Origin of the sequence: Pseudomonas saponiphila, from assembly GCF_900105185.1 — a bacterium.
In the GTDB taxonomy this organism is placed as follows: domain Bacteria; phylum Pseudomonadota; class Gammaproteobacteria; order Pseudomonadales; family Pseudomonadaceae; genus Aquipseudomonas; species Aquipseudomonas saponiphila.
Map to the genome: position 1 here is coordinate 2,508,610 of NZ_FNTJ01000001.1, position 19,630 is coordinate 2,528,239.

The window sequence follows — 19,630 nt, forward strand, 5'->3', positions numbered from 1 at the left end:
CTTTGCCTAGGGGCATCCGATGAAAACACTGGCCAAACTTCCCGTCACCATCGTCACCGGCTTCCTTGGCTCGGGTAAGACCACCTTGCTGCGGCACATGCTGGACAACGCCCAGGGCCGGCGCATCGCGGTGATCGTCAACGAGTTCGGCGAGCTGGGCATCGATGGCGAAATCCTCAAACAATGCGCCATCGGCTGCACCGAGGAAGAGGCCAGCGGCCGGGTCTACGAGCTGGCCAACGGCTGCCTGTGCTGCACCGTGCAGGAAGAGTTCTTCCCGGTGATGCGTGAACTGGTGGCGCGCCGTGGCGATCTGGACCACATCCTCATCGAAACCTCCGGCCTGGCCCTGCCCAAGCCCCTGGTCCAGGCCTTCCAGTGGCCGGAAATCCGCAGTGCCTGCACCGTCGACGCGGTGATCACCGTGGTCGACAGCCCGGCCGTGGCCGCCGGCACCTTTGCCGCGTTCCCCGAGCAAGTAGACGCCCAGCGCAAGCTCGACCCCAACCTGGACCACGAATCGCCGCTGCACGAGCTGTTCGCCGACCAGCTGTCCAGCGCCGACCTGGTGATCCTCAACAAGACCGACCTGATCGATCCCGCAGACCTGGCCAAGGTGCGCCTGGAAGTGGCCGAGGAACTGCCGCCGGCGGTCAAGGTCATCGAAGCCAGCAGCGGCCGCCTGCCACTGGACGTGCTGCTGGGCCTGGGCGCCGGTTCCGAGGAACACATCGACAGCCGTCACAGCCACCACGACCATCACCACGACGGCGATGACGACCACGACGACCACGACCACGACGCCTTCGATTCCATCTCCATCGAACTGCCCCAGGCCGACGAAAGCCTGCTGCTGGACGCCCTGACCCAGCTGGTGGTCAAGCACGGCATCCTGCGGGTCAAGGGCTTTGCCGCGATCCCCAACAAGCCGATGCGCCTGCTGATCCAGGGCGTGGGCACCCGCTTCGACAAACACTTCGACCGCAAGTGGGGCGCCGATGAAGCCCGCACCACGCGCCTGGTGCTGATCGGCCAGGAACTGGACGCCGCCCAGCTCGAAGCGCAACTGCGCGCCGCGCTCAGCGTGTAAGCCATGCACCTGCTCAGGACCCAGCCCGGCGGTTTTGTCGCGGACGACAACATCGCCGACCTCGGACAAACCCCCGCCGAACTGGTGATCCTGTGCAGCGGCGACTCCAGCCTGGCGCTGCTGGCGGACGCCGCCGAGCAGTTGCCCGAGGACTACCCCAGCTTTCGCCTGGCCAATCCGATGCAGGTGCAGAACCATGCCTCGGTCGACCTGTATGTCGACCAGGTGCTGCGCCATGCCAAGGTGATCCTGATCTCCCTGCACGGCGGTATCGCCTACTGGCGCTACGGTGTCGAGCGGCTGGTGGAGCTGTCCCAGCGCGGCGTGCAGCTGATCCTGGTGCCGGGGGACGATCGCCCCGACCCCGAACTCAGCGACCTGAGCACTGTGCCTGCCATCGAGCGCGACCGCCTGTGGCAGTTCCTGCGCCAGGGCGGGCGCGACAATGCCTTGAATTTCTATCGCTGCCTGGCCAGCGGCCTGCTGGGGCGCGACTACCCTTGGAGCGAACCGCAGACTCTGCCACGCACGGCGATCTATCACCCGCAAAAAAGCCAGGCCGCCCTCAGCGACTGGCAGGGCGATTGGCAGCCTGGCCAAGCCGTGGCGGCGCTGCTGTTCTACCGCTCCCACCTGCAGGCGGCCAACACTGGTTTCATCGATCTGTTCTGCCAGCGCCTGCAAGCGGCGGGGCTCAACCCCTTGCCGATCGCCGTGGCCAGCCTCAAGGAAGCCGGCTGCCTGAGTCAGGTTGAAGACTGGCTGGATGAAACCGCGGCCGGGGTGATCCTCAACACCACCGGCTTTGCCCAATCCAGCCCCGAGGCCCCGCACCTGCGGCCGTTCCGGCGCAATATCCCGGTGATCCAGGCCATCTGCGCCCAGGACAACGAGCCGGGCTGGCGCGACAGCGAGCAGGGCCTGGGCCCGCGGGACCTGGCCATGCACATCGCCTTGCCGGAGCTGGACGGGCGCATCATCAGCCGGCCCATCAGCTTCAAGGACCTGGCCTGGCGCAGCGAGCGCAGCCAGTCGGACGTGGTGTGCTACCGCGGCCAGCCCGAGCGCATGGATTTTGTCGCCGAGCTGGCCCGGCGCTGGGTCGAACTGGGGCGCCTGGACAACGGCGACAAACGCATTGCCCTGGTGCTGGCCAACTACCCGACCCGGGACGGGCGCATCGGCAACGGCGTCGGCCTGGATACCCCGGCAGCGGCATTGAATATCCTCAAGGCCCTGCGCGCTGAAGGCTATCCGCTGCCGGCCGAGTTGCCCGCCAGCGGCAGCGAGCTGATCCGGCAGTTGCTGGGTGGGGTCAGCAACGACCTGGACAGCCTCGACCAGCGTCCGTGCCAGCAAAGCCTGGCCCTGGACGACTACGCGGCGATGTTCCAGGCGCTGCCGCCAGTCAATCGCGAGGCGGTGCTGCAACGCTGGGGCGCACCGCAGCAAGACCCGATGTTCCGCAACGGGCGGATGATGATCGCCGGCCTGCGCTTTGGCCTGACCTTCGTCGGCATCCAGCCGGCCCGGGGTTATCAGGTGGACCCCAGCGCGGTCTACCACGACCCGGACCTGGTGCCGCCCCATGGCTACCTGGCGTTCTACTTCTGGTTGCGCCAGACCTACGGCGCCCATGCGCTGATTCACGTCGGCAAGCACGGCAACCTGGAATGGCTGCCGGGCAAGGGCGTCGGCCTGTCGCAGAACTGCTGGCCGGACGCGCTACTGGGGCCGCTGCCGAACATCTATCCGTTCATCGTCAACGACCCGGGGGAGGGCGCCCAGGCCAAGCGCCGCACCCAGGCGGTGATCATCGACCATCTGATGCCGCCGCTGACCCGCGCCGAAACCTACGGCCCGCTGCGCAACCTGGAACTGCTGGCGGACGAATACTACGAAGCCCAACTGCTGGATCCACGGCGCGCGCGGGAGCTGCAGCGGGACATTCTGCAACTGGTGCGCGAAACCCATATCGACCGTGAGCTGCAACTGGAGGGTGCCCTCGACAGCGACGCCGATGCCGCCATCTGGCTGCCGCGGCTGGACACCTACCTGTGCGATCTCAAGGAATCGCAGATCCGCGATGGCCTGCACGTGTTCGGCGAATCCCCCGAGGGCCGCTTGCGCCTCGACACCCTGCTGGCCTTGCTGCGCATTCCCCGGGGCGATGGCAAGGGCGCTCACGCCAGCTTGCTGCGGGCCCTGGCCAAGGCCTTCGGCCTGGATTTCGATCCATTGGACTGCGCCCTGGCCGAACCCTGGACCGGGCGTCGGCCGCAAGCGTTACGGCAGATCAGTGATGCGCTGTGGCGTACCGCTGGCGATGCGCGCGAGCGCCTGGAGCTGTATGCCGCCGAGTTGATCGAAGCGGCGCTGCGGGGCCCGGTGGCGCAGCTGGACCAACCCGGCTGGGAGCCAGTGCAGAGCATTATCGACGGCCTGCGCGAGGTGGTCGCACCACGCCTGGACGCTTGCGGCCCGGCGGAGATGCACGGCCTGCTGGAAGCCCTGAACGGGCGTTTCGTCCCCGCCGGGCCCAGCGGCGCGCCCAGCCGTGGGCGGCTCGACGTGCTGCCCACGGGACGCAACTTCTATTCGGTGGACGTGCGCAACCTGCCCACCACCACCGCCTGGCGCATCGGTTTCCAGTCGGCCAACCTGATCCTCGAACGCCACCTGCAGGATCACGGCGACCACCTGCTGCACCTCGGCCTGTCGGTGTGGGGCACCGCCACCATGCGCACCGGCGGCGACGACATCGCCCAGGCCATGGCCCTGATGGGCGTGCGCCCGGTGTGGGCCACCGGCAGCCAGCGAGTCGACGATTTCGAGATCCTGCCCCTGAGCCTGCTGGACCGGCCGCGGGTCGACGTGACCCTGCGGGTGTCCGGCTTTTTCCGCGACGCCTTCGCCAACCTGATCCGCCTGTTCGACGCGGCGGTGCTGGCGGTGGCGGCCCTCGATGAGCCTGAGGAGATGAACCCGCTGGCGGCCAGGGTCCGCGCCGAGCGCGAAGCCTTGATCGCCTCCGGCCTGGATCGGGACACCGCGGCCCGTCAGGCCGGCTGGCGGATCTTCGGCGCCAAGCCCGGGGCCTACGGCGCCGGGGTCCAGGGCGCCATCGACGGTCGCCTGTGGCGGAGCCGCGAAGACTTGGCCGAGGTCTACCTGAACTGGGGCGGCTACGCCTATGGCGGCCAGGATGAAGGCACCGCCGCCCGCGAGCAGTTCGCCACCCGCCTGGGGCAGGTGCAGGCGGTGCTGCAGAACCAGGACAACCGCGAGCACGACTTGCTCGATTCCAACGACTACTACCAGTTCCAGGGCGGCATGCTGGCGGCGGTGGAAAGCCTCAGCGGGGGCAAGGCCGCCAGCTACCACGGCGACCACAGCCAGCCGGACCTGCCGAAGATCCGCACCCTCAAGGAAGAGCTGAACCGGGTGATCCGCTCCCGGGCGGCCAATCCGAAGTGGATCGAAGGGGTCAAGCGGCACGGCTACAAGGGCGCCTTCGAAATGGCCGCGACCCTGGACAACCTGTTTGCCTTCGACGCCACCACCGAACTGATCGACGATCACCAGTACGCGTTGCTGGCCGATGCCTATCTGCTGGACGACTCGACCCGCGAGTTCGTCCGCCAGCATAATCCCCACGCCTTGCGTGACATGACCGAGCGCCTGCTGGAAGCTCAGCAGCGTGGCCTGTGGCAAGAGCCGGGTGATTACCGCGAGGCCCTGGAGCACCTGCTGCTGGATATTGAAGAGGACGGTTGATGCAGCGAGTGCTGCGCACTCGATCGCGAGCAAGCTCGCTCCTACAACGGCAATGCGTTACCCGTAGGAGCGAGCTTGCTCGCGAAAGCGTCCTCCCGAACACCCCAAGACCCGACCCAAGCGAGCCCCCGACATGAGCGACACCCCCCATTTCCCGCTGTCCGCCGTGGTCGGCGCTGAAAGCCTGAAACTGGCCCTGTGCCTCACCGCCATCGATCCGAAGATCGGCGGTGTGCTGATCGAAGGCCCCCGCGGCATGGCCAAGTCGACCCTGGCCCGGGGCCTGGCGGATCTGTTGTCCAGCGGGCAGTTCGTCACCTTGCCCCTGGGCGCCAGCGAAGAGCGTCTGGTGGGCACCCTGGACCTGGACGCCGCCCTGGGTGAAGGCCGTGCGCAGTTTTCCCCTGGGGTGCTGGCCAAGGCCGACGGTGGCGTGCTCTACGTCGATGAAGTCAACCTGCTGCCCGATCACTTGGTGGACCTGCTGCTGGACGTGGCCGCCAGCGGCACCAACCTGATCGAGCGCGACGGCATTTCCCATCGCCATTCGGCGAAGTTCGTGTTGATTGGCACCATGAACCCGGAAGAGGGCGAACTGCGCCCGCAACTGCTGGACCGCTTCGGCCTCAACGTCGCCCTCAGCGGCCAGCCCGCCCCCGAAGAGCGCGGGCAGATCATTCGCCGCCGTCTGGATTTCGACAGCGATCCCCAGGGCTTCTGTGCCCAATGGGCCGAACCCCAGGCCACATTGCGCGAGCGCTGCCAGCAGGCGCGGGCTGCCCTGGCCGGCATCCCGCTGGACGACCAGGCCCTGGCGCTGATCACCGAGCGCTGCTTTGCCGCCGCCGTGGACGGCTTGCGCGCCGACCTGGTCTGGCTGCGCGCGGCCCGGGCCCATGCCGCCTGGCGCGGTGCTCCGGCGATTGCCGAGGAGGATATCGACGCCGTGGCCGAGTTCGCCTTGCGTCACCGGCGGCGGCAGGTTCCCCCCAGCGCGCCGTCATCGGGGCCAAGCCCCCAGGTACCGGCATCCGCCAACCCGAGCCCCGACCCCAGTGAAGGTCAGGGCCAATGGGGCGAAATGCCGGCCCAGGCCCTGCCCACCGGCGCCCGCCGCGAAGTGCCGAGCTGGCCAAAAAAGCCCTAGGCATCCGCCCCCGTACTTACCGGGGGGCGGATGCCAAGCCCCGGGCGGGGCATCTGGATCAAGGCCGGCACGGCGCCAGTCGCGCGGCCGGCAGCGGTTCGATCAACTGGCCCGGCACCTTGCTCAAGGGCCGGCCGCGGTTGCGTGAAGACTTGCTGTTTCGCCTGCGCAGCCGCTCGCCCCATGAACTGTGGCTGGTGATTGTCGATGCCTCGGCCTCGACCCGTCGCCACAGTGCCCTGAGCGACGCCAAGGGCCTGCTGGCGCAACTGTTCGACGACGCCTACCGCCAGCGCGCGCGCCTGGCCTTGCTGACCGCCAGCGGCCGCGCACCGAACTGGCAGGTCCAGGGCCTGAAGGCCTCCAAGGACCTGCGGCACTGGCTCGACGGCCTCGGCGCCGGTGGCGGCACGCCCTTGTCACAAGCCCTGGCCGAGGCCAGTCAATGGCTGGAGCGGCGCCAGCGGCGCCTGCCGGCGGAGCAACAGCGGGTGCTGCTGATCACCGATGGCCGCCTGAAAAGCCTGCCGCCGCTGCAGCCTTTGAACTGCCCGACCTTACTGCTCGACATCGAACGCGGCCCGATCCGCCTTGGCCGGGCCCGCGAACTGGCCGCGAGCCTCAACGCCGCCTACCAGCACCTCGATGTCCATACCCCCTGACTACAACCCCGACACACTGCCCCCCTCCCGGTAGGAGCTGGCTTGCCAGCGAACGCGTCGTCCAGAGCGGCGCAAGGCTCAAGGACCTCTTCGCCGGCAAGCCGGCTCCTACAGGAATCTGCCACATCGTGCGTTACGCACTGACTGTAGGAGCTGGCTTGCCAGCGAAAGCGTCGTCCAAGGCGGCGCAAGGCTCAAGGACCTCTTCGCCGGCAAGCCGGCTCCCACAGCAATCTGCCTCATCGTGCGTTACGCACTGACTGTAGGAGCTGGCTTGCCAGCGAAAGCGTCGTCCAAGGCGGCGCAAGGCTCAAAGGCCTCTTCGCCGGCCAGCCGGCTCCTACAGGAATCTGCCTCATCGTGCGTTACGCACTGACCGTAGGAGCTGGCTTGCCAGCGAAAGCGCCGGCCAGGACGGCGCAAGGCTCAAGGACCTCTTCGCCGGCAAGCCGGCTCCCACAGGAATCTGCCTCATCGTGCTGTACGCACTGACTGTAGGAGCTGGCTTGCCAGCGAAAGCGTCGGCCAGGACGGCGCAAGGCTCAAAGGCCTCTTCGCCGGCAAGCCGGCTCCCACAGGAATCTGCCACATCGTGCGTTACGCACTGACTGTAGGAGCTGGCTTGCCAGCGAAAGCGTCGGCCAGGGCGGCGCAAGGCTCAAAGGCCTCTTCGCCGGCAAGCCGGCTCCTACAGGGGCGGTGTTGTCGGGGGTGTTTGTGGGCGTCGCGGAAGCGGCTACGCTTTGCGCTGTCTTTCACAGGAGTGACTTCATGCGGGTACTGGTGCGTAACGACAAGGACGATTTCCGGGTCAAGGCCTATGCCGGGACCAACGGCGTGCTGCTGGCCATGGACCTGGATGCTTCGCGGCGCCAGGGCCTGCTGGGCTTCGCCATCGAGAAGCAGGCCGCCGGCAAGCCCTGGCTGTTCCTGTTCAACAGCCTGACCTTCCCCGGCAAGGCCCATACCTTCGCGCAATACAACGCCACCCCCAGCGATCAGGCGCCGCTGCAGAAATTCCGCTGGGCCGATTACGCGGTCAACCCCGGCGCCACCCTCAACTACCGGGTGCACCTGGTGTATGGCAGCCCCGACGCGCCGCAACTGGGCGAGGCCCTGGAGTTGAGCATCAGCGCCGACAACGGCCAGCCTCCGGGGCAGCGGGTGATCTTCAATCGCGCGGTGGCCGCCAGCCAGGCGTTCTCGCGCAAGTTTCCCGAACTGGATGCGCTGCTCAGCGCCAACAAGAACCTGGCCATCGAGGACTGGCCGGACGCGCCCCGGCAATGGCTGGAAAACGGCCTGCTGGAGGAACTGCTGGGCTTTATCCAGCGCGCCACGGACGCCAGCTGGAGCCTGGACATCGCCATCTACGAGTACCAGTTGCAGGCGATCATCGATGCGGTGAACGCGGCCTTCGACCGTGGCGTGCGGGTGCGGGTGCTGTACCACGCCGCCCCCGGCGACGCCGACACCACGATGAACCAGGCCAGCCTGCAGCACCTGCCGCAGGACTGTAAGCGCGGGCGGGTGACCCACGCCATCTTCCACGACAAGTTCATCGTCCTCAGCCGCCTCGACGCCAGCGGCCAGCGCCAGCCCCAGGCGGTGCTCTGTGGCAGCACCAACTTCACCGCCAACGGTGTCTACCGCCAGGCCAACGTGCTGCACAGCCTCGACCGCGCCGATCTTGCCGGGCGCTACCTGGAGGTGTTCGAACAGGTCTGGGCGACCCCGGAGGATGTCGGTGCCACCCGCCAATGGCTGACCCAGCACAACCCCATGCAGCCCGATGCGCCACTGTTCGCCGGGTTTTCCCCGCGCAGCGGCCAGGGCGACCTGAGCGAGTTCGTCGAGATCATCAACGGCGCCCGCCGCGACCTGCTGTTCGTCACCGCCTTCGCCTTGCCCGACAGCATTCTCGATGCCTTGCTCGGCCAACCCCATGACGATGTGCTGCGTTATGGGCTGCAAAACACCGCCAGCCGCATCACCGGCTTCCACGCCGACCGCACCGCCGAGTTCGCCGCCACCGCCTTGCTCAACAACGGCCTGGAGGGCTGGCTCAAGGAGGGCCTCAAGGGCCAGAAGGGCAACCTGCTGGTGCACACCAAGGCCATCGTCACCGACTTCACCAGCGAGGCGCCGGTGATCATCAGCGGCAGTCACAACCTCAGTGTCGGCGCCAGCCAGAGCAACGACGAGAACTTCCTGATCATCCGTGGCGATACCGACCTGGCGGACCGCTACGGCCTGGAATTGCTGCGCTTCTACGAGCACTACCGGTTCCGCTACTTCGCCAAGCAACTGGCCCTCAAGCAGGTCCAGCCCCTGGCGGTGGACGACAGCTGGAGCAACGCCTACTACCTGGAAGGGGATCTGCGCCAGTTGTCGCGGCTGCGTTTTTCCGGGCGTTGAAAAGCCCGCCGTCGGTCTGCTTTTACGGGAGCAGAGCAGGCAGATTGATATCACCTGATCTAGCGTTGCCAGCGGAGCGAGCGCTTCCTCCGCAAAGGAGCCTTTTCAGGGAGATAAATCATGGTTTTTATACGGCGTGATGTCGGGAAATTGAGCGGCGATTGGGACCCGACCCTGTTGTGGTATGCCAGGGCGGTGGGAGTTCTGCGCCAGCGACCGATCACCGATCGCACCAGCTGGCGGTTTCTCGCGGGGATTCACGGCTTCTCCGAGTTCTGGTGGAAGAGGGACGGCTACCTCAAGGCCGACGAGAGGCTACCGAAGGAATCGGAGCGGCTGCTGTACTGGGACCAATGCCAGCACTCCAACTGGTTCTTTCTGCCCTGGCATCGCGGTTACTTGGCGTCTTTCGAGCAGATTGTGCGTGATGAGGTTGTCCGACTGGGCGGTCCCCAGGATTGGGCCTTGCCTTATTGGAATTACAACGAGGGGTCGCAGTCCCTGAACCTGCCTCCAGCCTTTGCTGCCAAGGTCCTGCCCGACAACGAGGGACCCAATCCACTGTATGTGGAAAACCGGTTCGGTATCTCAGGTAATGGCGAGGTGGTGCTCAATGCTGACCTGATAAAACTCGACTGTCTGGACGAGCCGAGGTACGAGGGTGGCAAACACGGTACCCCGCCCGGTTTCGGCGGCACTCCGAAATCCCTGTACAGAGGCGGAGTCACAGGTCGCCTGGAGTCGTGCCCGCACAACGTCGTCCATACCGAAGTGGGGGGCTCCAAGCAGGTGCGAATCGCGGACGACGGTTCTCGGTATGAGGTTCGCGGCCTGATGAGCTATCCCGAAACCGCCGCGCTGGACCCGATCTTCTGGCTGCACCATGCCAACATCGACCGCCTGTGGCAGGTCTGGTTGGACAGCCCCGATGAGCACAGCAACCCCGACAAATCCCACTGGTACAACGGCCCCGACAAGTTGAGCCGGCCCTTTATCGTGCCCCAGGTCAATGGCGAACCGTGGAAGTTCAAGGTAGTGGAGGTGCTCGACACCCTGGCGCCCAGGCTCAACTATCGATACGACAACACGGCTCCCGTCAAGAGCCAAGGCAACCGCCTGCATCAGCGCTTGCAGCGCCTAGGGCTGGCAGCCGGTCAATTGCAGAACTTCAGCGTCAGCGGAGCATTGATGGTCAAGGAGCCGGAAACAGAGGTCATAGGGGCTAATCAGGCGCCGTTGGACATAGTCGGGCACTCGGTGCAGACCTCGGTGCAACTGGACAAGCAGGGCGCGCAACAGGTGTTCAACAGCCTTAAGTCGAACGTGTTGGCTGCCAGCCTGACGCCGCCGGACCGGGTATTCCTCAACCTGGAAAACATTCGCGGCAACAACGATGCGGTGTTGCTGGAGGTCTATGTCAACCTGCCGGCCGATGCCGATCCGACCCAGCATCCGGAGCTGCGGGCCGGCGTCTTGTCGTTGTTCGGCGTGAGCAGTGCCAGTCGTGCCGACCAGGAGCATGGTGGGCACGGCATTACCGAGGTGTTCGAGATCACCGATATCATCGATGCCCTGCACCTGGGGGGCATCACCTCGGCGGATCAGTTGAATGTTCGCCTGGTCTCCAGGGCGGCGGTGCCGGCCGAAGACCAGATTACGGTGGCACGGGTCAGCCTCACCCGGCTCGGCGGTTGAGGGGCATGTTCAGTGGGCAGCGATCCTTGGGCCAAGGCCCGCTGCCCTGGTTGCTGCTGGCCAGCCTAGCGGGGTGGGGATGGTTGCTGGGGTCGACGGCAATGCTGTCGATTCCGGCGTTCTGCGGCAGCCTGCCGTTGGCCGGTTATGCCTTGGGCTGGCAGGGTATCGAGCAGGTGTTGCTGTTCAACCCACCGCAGCAATTGTTGCTGGGCTGGTGGCTGATGCTGCTCGCCATGCTGCCTTTGCTGTTGGCGCAACCCTTGTTCTACGTCTGGCACCGTAGCTTGCGGCGCAAGCGTTGGCAGGGCATTGCCTTGTTCGTGCTGGGCTTTGGTGCGGTCTGGAGCTTGGCAGGGGTGCTGCTGATGGGGCTGGTGGTGGCGGTCCGGGTGTGGTTTGGCCTGAGCGCGTGGCCGTTTTTTTTCGCCGTGGTGCTGCCGTGTCTGGTCTGGCAGGCCTCGCCGTTCAAGCAGCATTGCCTGAACCAGTGCCACCGGCAGCCGCGGATCAGTGCATTTGGCCTGGGCTATGTGAGGGACTGCCTGGGGTTTGGCCTGTCCGCTGGGGCTTGGTGCGTAGGTTCCTGCTGGCCGCTGATGCTGTTGCCGGTGCTGCTGGAGCAGGGGCATGTGGCGCTGATGTTGCTGGGCATGCTGTGGATGCTCTACGAACGCCTGTTGCGGCCTCGGGTCTTGCGCTGGTACTGGCCCTGGCCGCGGCATCCGCGGGGACTGTCCTAGTCATTGTCTAACGTCGCCCAGGGGCGGGTTGTCCGCGATTGCGATCCCTCCCCTGGCCACCCTTGCTTAAAGCCTACAGCCTCGGCACCGGGCTCACCGTGGCATTGCGCCAGGCGGTCTGCAACTGCTCGTTGAGCAGCGCCGGCACCTGCTTGTCGGGCTGGTTTTCCAGGCTCAGCTTCAAGCCGTTGAGGGAGCGGCCGCTGAGGCGATTGCCCGCCAGGTCCTCACGGAACACCTGTTCCGCCTCGGCGTACTGTTTCTGCTCCAGCAAGGCGTAGCCGAGGGATTCGCGCAGGGTGTAGTACCAGTCCGGCGGCTCGTTGTAGGCCAGGGCGTCCTGCACTTGCACCGCCTTGCGCCAGGCAGCGATCTGCTGCTGGCCGGCATCGCCGGTCAGGGCCTGCAGGTCGGCGTTCAGCCCCCCCTGATCGTTGTTGAACACCTGGTTGCCCAGGCTCTTGAGGGCGGCCAGCTCCAGCGGACCGGCGGCGCCGGCCTGGGCGCGGTTGAGCAGGGTCAGGTTGGCGATGCGCAGCAGCTGCAACGCCGGGTTGTTGCCGTATTGCAGGGCGTCCTTGCCGGTCAACGGCTGGGGCGAGCTGGCGACTGCTTGCCAGAACCCCTTCAGGGCATCGCGGGCCCCGTCCTTGCTCAAGTCCGGAGCGCCCAGTTGCCGGTACGCCTGGGCATAGGCCTTCATCAGCTGGGTGTAGGGCTTGCTCAGGTCCTGCCAGTCCGGGTTCGCCGCCTTGCACGTCTGGTTGATGGTCGCAAGGCCGGCGTCGATCTTCGGTTCGATCCGCGCCAGGGCATTCCAGTCCTCGAAGCGCGCGGCGAAGTAGTAGGGCACGGCGTAGAAGTAGTCGGTCTTGGTCTTCAGCTCGTCGCGGTATTGCTGGCAGAGGAAGGGCACGGCGGAGTACTGGGTGGTGTTTTCCACCAGTTCCTCGGCCATGTTCAGGGATTCGTTCTGCCGTCCCTCGATGGACAGGGTCCAGGTCAGGAAGTGCAGGTTGTGCCCCAGGTAGTGCAGGGCATAGGGGCTTTGCGGCTGCACCTGGTGGGCGTAGGCGCGGTCCACCGAGACGGCGGTGTAGTTGGCCACGCTGGCCAGGTTGTTGTTGCCGGTGCGCTGGTAGATGTGCGAGGCCATGTGCACCAGATGGCCGATGGCCGGGTTCTGCTCGCGGAAGCGATTGGCCATGGGCAGGCCGCTGTCGGGGAACGGCGATTCCTCGATGGCGTGAATGTAGAAGTGATTGGCCCCGGTGTGCTGCTGGTCCTGCACCAGCACCCGGTTGAGCACTTGCAGGGCCTCGTAGGCGGCGTCGGTCGGCTTGACCTGGTTGGACACCGCCTCGGTGCCGTCCCACCATTTCCACGGGTCGCGGCTGAGCAGAGCGTCGGCGTACAGGGTCGCGGCATCGAGGTCGTCGAAGTAGTTTTCCGACAGGGCTTTCATGGCGGCGGCGTAGCGCTGGTTACCCTCATCGCCGAGGCTGACCCGGCCGTCCTTTTCGCTATACAGGCTCAGCAGCGCCTTGGCGTAATCCACCTCGCGCTGCAGCTGGCGCTGGCTGAAGGCGGCTTGTGCGGCGCTGTCCTTGAGCCGGGCGCTGGCGTGCTCCAGGGCGATCTGCGCCGAGCGGTAGGCCAGCTGGTTGCAACCTTTGGTGGCGACGCTGTTGATGTTGGAGTTGGCCGACAGCGCGATGCCCCAATAGGGCATGGCCGAGCCCTCGTCGAAACGGCTGGCCTGGTAGAAGGCGCGGATCGCCGCGGAAAAGTTGAAGCCGTATTGCAGGGCCATGCCCTGGCTGTAGAAGGCCTGGACCTGTTCCGGTTGCTTGAGGCTGACCAGGGGGTAGCGGGTGCCGCCCAGGCCCGAGAGCAGTTGGTCGCCCTCGGTGTCCTGGGGGCTGACGCACTGGTGAAGCACTTGCAGGTAGGGCGTGTCCGGCGCTACCGGGGTGAAGCCGTCACTGTGGTCATCGGCACCGTGGTGCATGCTGTGGGCCAGGGCGCCGGCGCTGGCCAGCAGCAGGCCGGCGGCCAGGGTCGAGCGCAGAGAGGGGACGTCCATGCGGGTTTGCTCCTTGAAGGACACGCTCGGTAGGAGCCGGCTTGCCGACCTGTTCGCCGGCACGCCGGCTCCTACCGAGAAACGGGTAATGACAACGGCCGGGGTTCAGTCGTTGTCGTGGCTGTGGCGGGCGACGAACTGCTCGCCATCCGGCTGGGCCAGGCGCTTGATCTGCGGCGCCAGGTCCCGCTGGGGAATCACCACCTGGATCAGCGCCGGGCGATCCTTGAGCGCCAGCAGTTGCGGCAGCAACTGTTCCAGCCCGGAGCGGGTCGAGACTTTGAAGCCCTCGGCGCCAAAGCCTTTGGCCAGGGCCAGGTAATCCCAGCCGGGCAGGATGTCGAATGGGGCGAACTGGCCGCCCGGCTTGAAGGCGCTGATGTCGACGAAGGCCTGCTCGATGGCGTACACCTCGTTGCTCATGACGAACACCAGGGCGTTGACCCGGTTGCGCACCAGGGTCGACAGCGACTGGCAGATCATCATGAAGCCGCCGTCTCCGGCCACCACGATGGGCCGTCGGCCACTGGCCATGGCCACCCCCAGGGCGCAGCCGGTCTCGTGGCCCAGGGAGCCCCAGATGGCATCGGCGACAAAGCTGTCCCGGGGCAGGCCGTTGATGTTGCTGGCCGCATACAGCGCCGAGCTTTCACCGAGGATCAGGCTGCTGCCCGACCACAGGTTCTGCTGCCGGGCAAAGCCGTCGAGGATCTCCAGGAACAGCTCGTAGCCCAGGGCATCGTCGGCCAGGCCCTGTTGTAGCAGGGGCGGGCGCACGGGTTCAGGGGCGTGGTTGCGCAGCGGGTAGTCGCTGTCCAGGCCCATGACCCCCAGCAGCCTTTGCAGGTAGTGCGCCAGTGGCACGTGGGGGTAGTACTGCAGGCCGGTGCGGGCCAGCTGGCTGTTGACCAGGATGATCCGGCTGAAATCCTGGTTCAGCAGTTGCAGGTAGTCGTCGGTGAAGATCACCCCCAGGGCCAGGATGCAGTCCACGTCCTGCATAAAGGCCTGGGTCCATGGCCGCGACGCGGTGCCGGCGTAGGTGCCGATGAACTGCGGGTGACTTTCGTCGACCACGGTCTTGGCTTCCAGGGTGGTGGTGAACGGCAGGCCGCTGGCCTCGATCAGGCGCATCGCCTGCTCCTGCAGGCCATAACGGGCGATCTCGATGCCGAGCATGATCAGCGGCGCGCGGGCGCCGTCCAGGCGCAGCAGGCTGGCGTCGATGGCCGCTTTCAGCGAATCCTCGTCGCACCGCGCTGGCAGCGCCTGCAGTTCGCCTTGCGGTCGTGGGCTGGGCTCGCCCCAGACGTTCTGCCAGGCCTCCAGGTAGATCGGCCGGCGCTCGCTGATGGCCTTGACCAGCGCCTCATCGATCAGCGCCGGGGCGCTACTGCTGTCATCGAGGATCAGGCTGGCCACGGTCACCGGCTCGAAGACCTTGCGGCCCACCTCCAGATCACCGGTGGAATGGTGGAACAGCACATCCTGGGACCAGATCAGCTCGCGGTTCTGCGCCGTGGGGCTGGCGCTGATCAGCACCACCGGGTTGCGTTCGACGTAGGCGCCGGCGATGGCGTTCAGGCCGCTGAAGGTGCCGACGCTGTATTGCAGCGATACCGCGCCAATCCCGGCGTAGCGGGCATAGCCATCGGCCGCGTAGGCCGCGGCCATTTCGTTGATTTCGCCCACCGCGTCGATGCCGTCGAAGTCTTCCAGGGCCGACATGAAATGCGAAACGTAGTCCCCCGGCACCTGGAATACCTTGCGCAGGCCCAGTTGCTGCAGGCGGGTCAGCAGGTAGTCGGCAACGGTAAAGCTGTCATTGCTGGCCATGGTCGATGCCCTCGTAGGCGAAGGTGGTGACCGCGTTCAAGGTCTTGCCGCAGTCCTGGCAGGGCAGGGCGCCGTCATCCGGGGTCAGTGCCGGCAGCAGGTCGTAGTTTTTCGGCAGCCAGTTGGGGCGTTTCAGGCCGAAGAACTCCTGCAGGGTCGACTCGGCCACGGTCAGCGCGCCCTCCACCCAGCCCTGGCCCATGGAATAGGCCTCGCCGACGATATGGATCTGCTGGTCGGCCACCGGCTTGCGCATGCGGTAGAGGATCTGCTCGATCCGGTAGTTGGCCTTCCATTCGTGCCAGCCGCCGCCGTAAGGATCGGCGTCCCAGGCGTGATAGACCGCCGAATAGGGCCGTGGCAATTCCACCTGGTCATGCACCTGGGTGACTTGCATCTGCGCCACTCGGACCATTTCGTCGCTGACCTGGAACTGGCAGCGCGGCACCACCTCGGTGGCCTGCAACTGCCCGGCATGGCTGGACGGTACATGGCCGACAAAGGGCGCGCCGCCTTCCAGGCCCTTCCAGAAAGGCACGGTGCCGATGTCGTTATAGGAGGCCATGAGCAGCGAGTTGAGGCTCGGCTCGCCGCCGGGCTGTTCGCATTCGGTGCCCATGTAGTAGACCTGGCGCACCGGCAGGTCGGTGACCGAGCGCCCGGCCACCAGCCCGAGGCTGCGCCACCAGGGTTGCTCGTAGGCCAAAAACAGCTTGAACGCCGACTGCATCAGCACCGAGCCGAGGTTTTCCTTGAGCCAGGGATCGTCGAACAACGGCGCCTCGATCAACTCCAGCGCCCGGCGCGGCATGGCCAGAATGATCTGCCTGGCCTTCACCACCTGGCTGCCGGTGGTGTCGCGGGTGTTGCCATCCTCGGTGACGGTGCTCTGGAAGTGCAGGCGATAGGGGAAGTCGCGGTCCTTGGCGTAGCTGATTTTCACCAGGCGCTGGTTCATCTGCACCCGCTGCTTGGCGGGCAGCAGCCCCGGCAGTTTGGCGAACTTGGCCGCCAGGCTCAGGGGCAGGCTCTGGAAACCCTTGGTCAGGGTCAGGAAGACGGTGTTGTCGCTGTATTCGGTGGCGGGCAACTGGGTCACCGCGCTGGCGTTGGCGACGTTGGCGTCATAGCCGCCGGCGTCCTTCATGAACTGGTAGCCCTCGTTGCTCATGACCCGGTACAGCAAGTCCCAGAAGCCGTACCTCCAGATCTCCTTGCCAAACACCTTGACCTGCATCTGCTGGCACAGGCTGAGCTGGTCGAAGCCCGGGTACACGTAGTTCATCACCTTGACTTGCAGGTCCTCGGGGCCGAAGCCGCGCTCGGACCAGGCCAGGTCGTAGGGGATCTTGTGCGGCGCTTCCTTGAAGTCGCGGTAGCGGAAGCGTTTGCCCCGCAGGTAGAACAGGTTGTTCAGCGAGCCCACCGGCGGCGGTGCGCCCATGGGGAAGGGCTGGCTCGGCAGGCGCAACTGCTTGACCAGGTTGTCCACCAGCACATGGCCGCCGGGACCTGGGATGTAGCGCATGCCACCGACTTCCGCGACCACGTTGGGCAGGCCCGGCAGGTTGATGCTGAACAGCCGGCCGCCGATGCGATCGCTGTATTCGAACAGGCCGACACGCAGTTTTTCACCTTGTTCATGTTGCAGGCGCCAGGCGCTGTAGGTGCCTGAAGCCCCCCCGCCGACAACCGCCACATCGAGTTCGAGTTCTGGAGTTTTCATGGGAATTCCCTTTCGGTCGGAGGCGGACACCGGCGTCCTGCCGAGGGCTAGTATTGTCGAGTTTTGGCGGAATTCCAGTTTGCCATCATTGGTGTTTTGGCCCCGTGTGGGCGGGGCTTTCGCAATGATTGTCGGACAATATGTCGAGGCTGGGGGCGGGCGCTCGAGCGGCGTGGCGGGACGTCGTTGAACAGGCTCGCCAGCCGCGCTATCAGGTTGCACCGGGTGCGCCCGAGTGGGTAGTTTCCACGGACTGTGCACAAGGAACCTGCCATGGCCCCGGACCTGACTTCCATCGAGTTGTTTCTCAAGGCCCTGACCCTGGGCAACCTGTCCCGGGCTGCCGAACAGTCGCACCTGTCGCTGTCCGCCGCCAGCCGGCGCCTGTCGCTCTTGGAGCAGCATTTCAAGGTGACGCTGCTGATCCGTACTTCCACCGGGGTCCAGCCCACGGCGGCAGGGCTGGCCCTGGCCGAGCACGCACGCGGCCTGCTGCGGGCGGTGGATGTGATGCACGCCGACCTGGCCGACTTCGCCAAGGGCGCCACCGGCCGGGTCAGCCTGTATGCCAACAGCTCGGCCATGAGCCAGGAGCTGCCCCGGCAACTGACCCAGTGGAGCGACCTGCATCCGGGCATTCGTGTGGACATCCGCGAGGAGCGCAGCCGCGAGATCCTCCTCGCCGTGCGTGACGGCATCGCCGATGTGGGCATCGTCACCACCCGACCGCGGGGCCAGGACCTGCACTACATCCCTTATTGCCGCGACCGCCTGTGCCTGATCGTGCCCCAGGAGCACCCGTTCAAGATGAGCCGGGCGCGTTTCCAGGACCTGCTGGGCTACGACTTCGTCGGCCTGGAGGACAACGCCGCCATCACCCCGTTGATCACCGAAGCTGCGGCTGCGGTGAGCATGCCCCTGCGCCTGCGGGTGCAGGTGCGCAGCTTCGAGGCGGTGTGCCGGCTGATCGCCGCCGGGCAGGGTGTCGGGGTATTGCCCCAGGGCGCGGTGCAGATCTTTCGCAAGGAGATGGCCTTGCGTTTTATTGAAATCGACGACGCCTGGGCCGATCGGCAGATGTATCTCTGCCGGCGCCAGGAGCAGCCATCCCTGGCCAGTCGCGAGTTGTTCGACTACCTGGCCGGTTGCGGGCAGGCCGCGCCCACGGCTGGCTAGCCCCGGGTCGTCGCTGAACCTTGCAACCCTGCCTTCGAATTTTGCGAAGGCGGTTTCCGTAATGAGCAATTCCCCGCCGTCTCTTCCTATGCCCAGAATGGGCTCGCCCGTGCGCTTGACCTGCCTCCATAACAACAACACGTCAGACCAGGAGAGACGGCTTGTCCAGGATCAGTCCCGCTGTAAAACCTCCCCATCGCATCGCGGTGATCGCCGGTGACGGCATCGGCCGCGAGGTGGTTCCCGAAGGCTTGCGTGTGCTGGACGCCGTTAGCCGGCGCTTCGGCATCGCCTTGCAGTTCGATCATTTCAACTGGTGCAGCGAGCACTACCAGGCCCACGGCAGCATGATGCCCGCCGACTGGGCCGAGCAGATCGGCGACCACGAGGCGATCTTCTTCGGCGCCGTGGGCGCGCCAGACATCGTCCCCGACCATATTGCGGTGTGGGATTCATTGCTGAAGATCCGCCGCCAGTTCGACCAGTACGTGAACCTCCGCCCGGTGCGGCTGATGCCCGGGGTGCCGTGCCCGCTGGCCGGGCGGGAGCCCGGCGACATCGATTTCATCGTGGTCCGGGAAAACACCGAGGGAGAATATTCCAGCGTCGGCGGCCGCATGTGGCAGGGCACCCCGCGGGAGATCGCCCTGCAAGAGTCGGTGTTCTCCCGCCACGGCGTCGACCGGGTGGTGCAGTACGCCTTCGAGCTGGCCAGCCGCCGGCCCCGGCGCAACCTGGTGGCGGCCACCAAATCCAATGGCATCGCCATCACCATGCCGTTCTGGGACGAGCGGGTGGAGGCACTGGCCAAGGCCTACCCCCAGGTCGACACGCGCAAGTTCCACATCGACATTCTCTGCGCGCACTTCGTCCAGCACCCGGACTGGTTCGATGTGGTGGTGGCCTCCAACCTGTTCGGCGACATCCTTTCCGACCTTGGCCCGGCCTGCACCGGCACCATCGGCATCGCGCCCTCGGCCAACCTCAATCCGGAGCGCCTGTACCCCTCGCTGTTCGAGCCGGTGCATGGTTCGGCGCCGGATATCGCCGGGCTGGGCGTGGCCAACCCGATCGGCCAGATCTGGTCGGCGGCGCTGATGATCGAGCACCTGGGGCAGGGCGACGAGCTTTACCAGCGGGCCGCGGCGGCGATTGTCCAGAGCATCGAGACGGTGCTCGCCGAAGGCCCGCGCACCCGGGAAATGGGCGGCAATGCCAGCACCGTGGAAGTGGGCAGGGCGATTGCCGAATGTCTGGCTGGCAACAGGAGCTGA

Annotated in this window: 12 protein-coding genes; 9 read left to right on the forward strand and 3 right to left on the reverse strand. The window is 66.1% G+C overall.

The features are described 5' to 3' along the window. Positions 1 to 19: 19 nt before the first annotated feature. The 7 genes from cobW (at position 20) to BLV47_RS11895 (ending at position 11,532) form a co-directional block, all read left to right on the forward strand. Complete coding sequence (gene cobW, locus BLV47_RS11865) at positions 20 to 1,090, forward strand: cobalamin biosynthesis protein CobW (RefSeq protein WP_092313686.1); 1,071 nt, start codon at positions 20 to 22, stop codon at positions 1,088 to 1,090. Positions 1,091 to 1,093: 3 nt separating this feature from the next. Then, on the forward strand, positions 1,094 to 4,867 hold the full coding sequence (gene cobN / locus BLV47_RS11870) for a cobaltochelatase subunit CobN (RefSeq protein ID WP_092313689.1): 3,774 nt from the start codon (positions 1,094 to 1,096) through the stop codon (positions 4,865 to 4,867). Positions 4,868 to 5,000: 133 nt separating this feature from the next. Beyond that, entirely contained in the window at positions 5,001 to 6,014 is a 1,014-nt protein-coding gene (locus BLV47_RS11875) for a magnesium chelatase ATPase subunit I (RefSeq protein ID WP_092313692.1), read from the forward strand. Beyond that, positions 5,939 to 6,676: a vWA domain-containing protein gene (locus BLV47_RS11880; RefSeq protein ID WP_167365649.1), complete on the forward strand. Its 738-nt coding sequence runs from the start codon at positions 5,939 to 5,941 to the stop codon at positions 6,674 to 6,676. Before BLV47_RS11875 ends, BLV47_RS11880 begins: the two co-directional genes overlap by 76 nt. A gap of 771 nt (positions 6,677 to 7,447) precedes the next feature. Continuing rightward, positions 7,448 to 9,094, forward strand: coding sequence for a phospholipase D-like domain-containing protein (locus BLV47_RS11885; protein WP_092313695.1), 1,647 nt, complete (start codon positions 7,448 to 7,450; stop codon positions 9,092 to 9,094). Positions 9,095 to 9,214: 120 nt separating this feature from the next. Then, positions 9,215 to 10,789: a tyrosinase family protein gene (locus BLV47_RS11890; protein WP_092313698.1), complete on the forward strand. Its 1,575-nt coding sequence runs from the start codon at positions 9,215 to 9,217 to the stop codon at positions 10,787 to 10,789. Positions 10,790 to 10,890: 101 nt separating this feature from the next. After that, positions 10,891 to 11,532 carry a copper chaperone gene (locus tag BLV47_RS11895; protein WP_167365650.1) on the forward strand — a complete coding sequence of 214 codons (642 nt, stop codon included), beginning with the start codon at positions 10,891 to 10,893 and terminating at the stop codon, positions 11,530 to 11,532. A gap of 73 nt (positions 11,533 to 11,605) precedes the next feature. On the opposite strand, the gene BLV47_RS11900 is transcribed toward BLV47_RS11895, so the two are convergent. The 3 genes from BLV47_RS11900 to BLV47_RS11910 all read right to left on the reverse strand — a co-directional run bounded on the left by BLV47_RS11900 (position 11,606) and on the right by BLV47_RS11910 (position 17,180). Next, positions 11,606 to 13,618, reverse strand: coding sequence for a hypothetical protein (locus BLV47_RS11900; RefSeq protein WP_092313704.1), 2,013 nt, complete (start codon positions 13,616 to 13,618; stop codon positions 11,606 to 11,608). A gap of 105 nt (positions 13,619 to 13,723) precedes the next feature. Continuing rightward, entirely contained in the window at positions 13,724 to 15,454 is a 1,731-nt protein-coding gene (locus BLV47_RS11905) for an alpha-keto acid decarboxylase family protein (protein ID WP_092313707.1), read from the reverse strand. Then, positions 15,441 to 17,180, reverse strand: coding sequence for a flavin monoamine oxidase family protein (locus BLV47_RS11910; protein ID WP_092313710.1), 1,740 nt, complete (start codon positions 17,178 to 17,180; stop codon positions 15,441 to 15,443). Before BLV47_RS11910 ends, BLV47_RS11905 begins: the two co-directional genes overlap by 14 nt. Positions 17,181 to 17,453: 273 nt before the next feature. Here BLV47_RS11910 and BLV47_RS11915 point away from each other — a divergent pair, with 273 nt between their 5' ends. Beyond that, positions 17,454 to 18,356 (forward strand): LysR family transcriptional regulator, encoded by a 903-nt coding sequence (locus tag BLV47_RS11915; protein ID WP_092313713.1) that lies wholly within the window; start codon positions 17,454 to 17,456, stop codon positions 18,354 to 18,356. Between the two features lie 161 nt (positions 18,357 to 18,517). Then, entirely contained in the window at positions 18,518 to 19,630 is a 1,113-nt protein-coding gene (locus BLV47_RS11920) for a tartrate dehydrogenase (protein ID WP_092313716.1), read from the forward strand.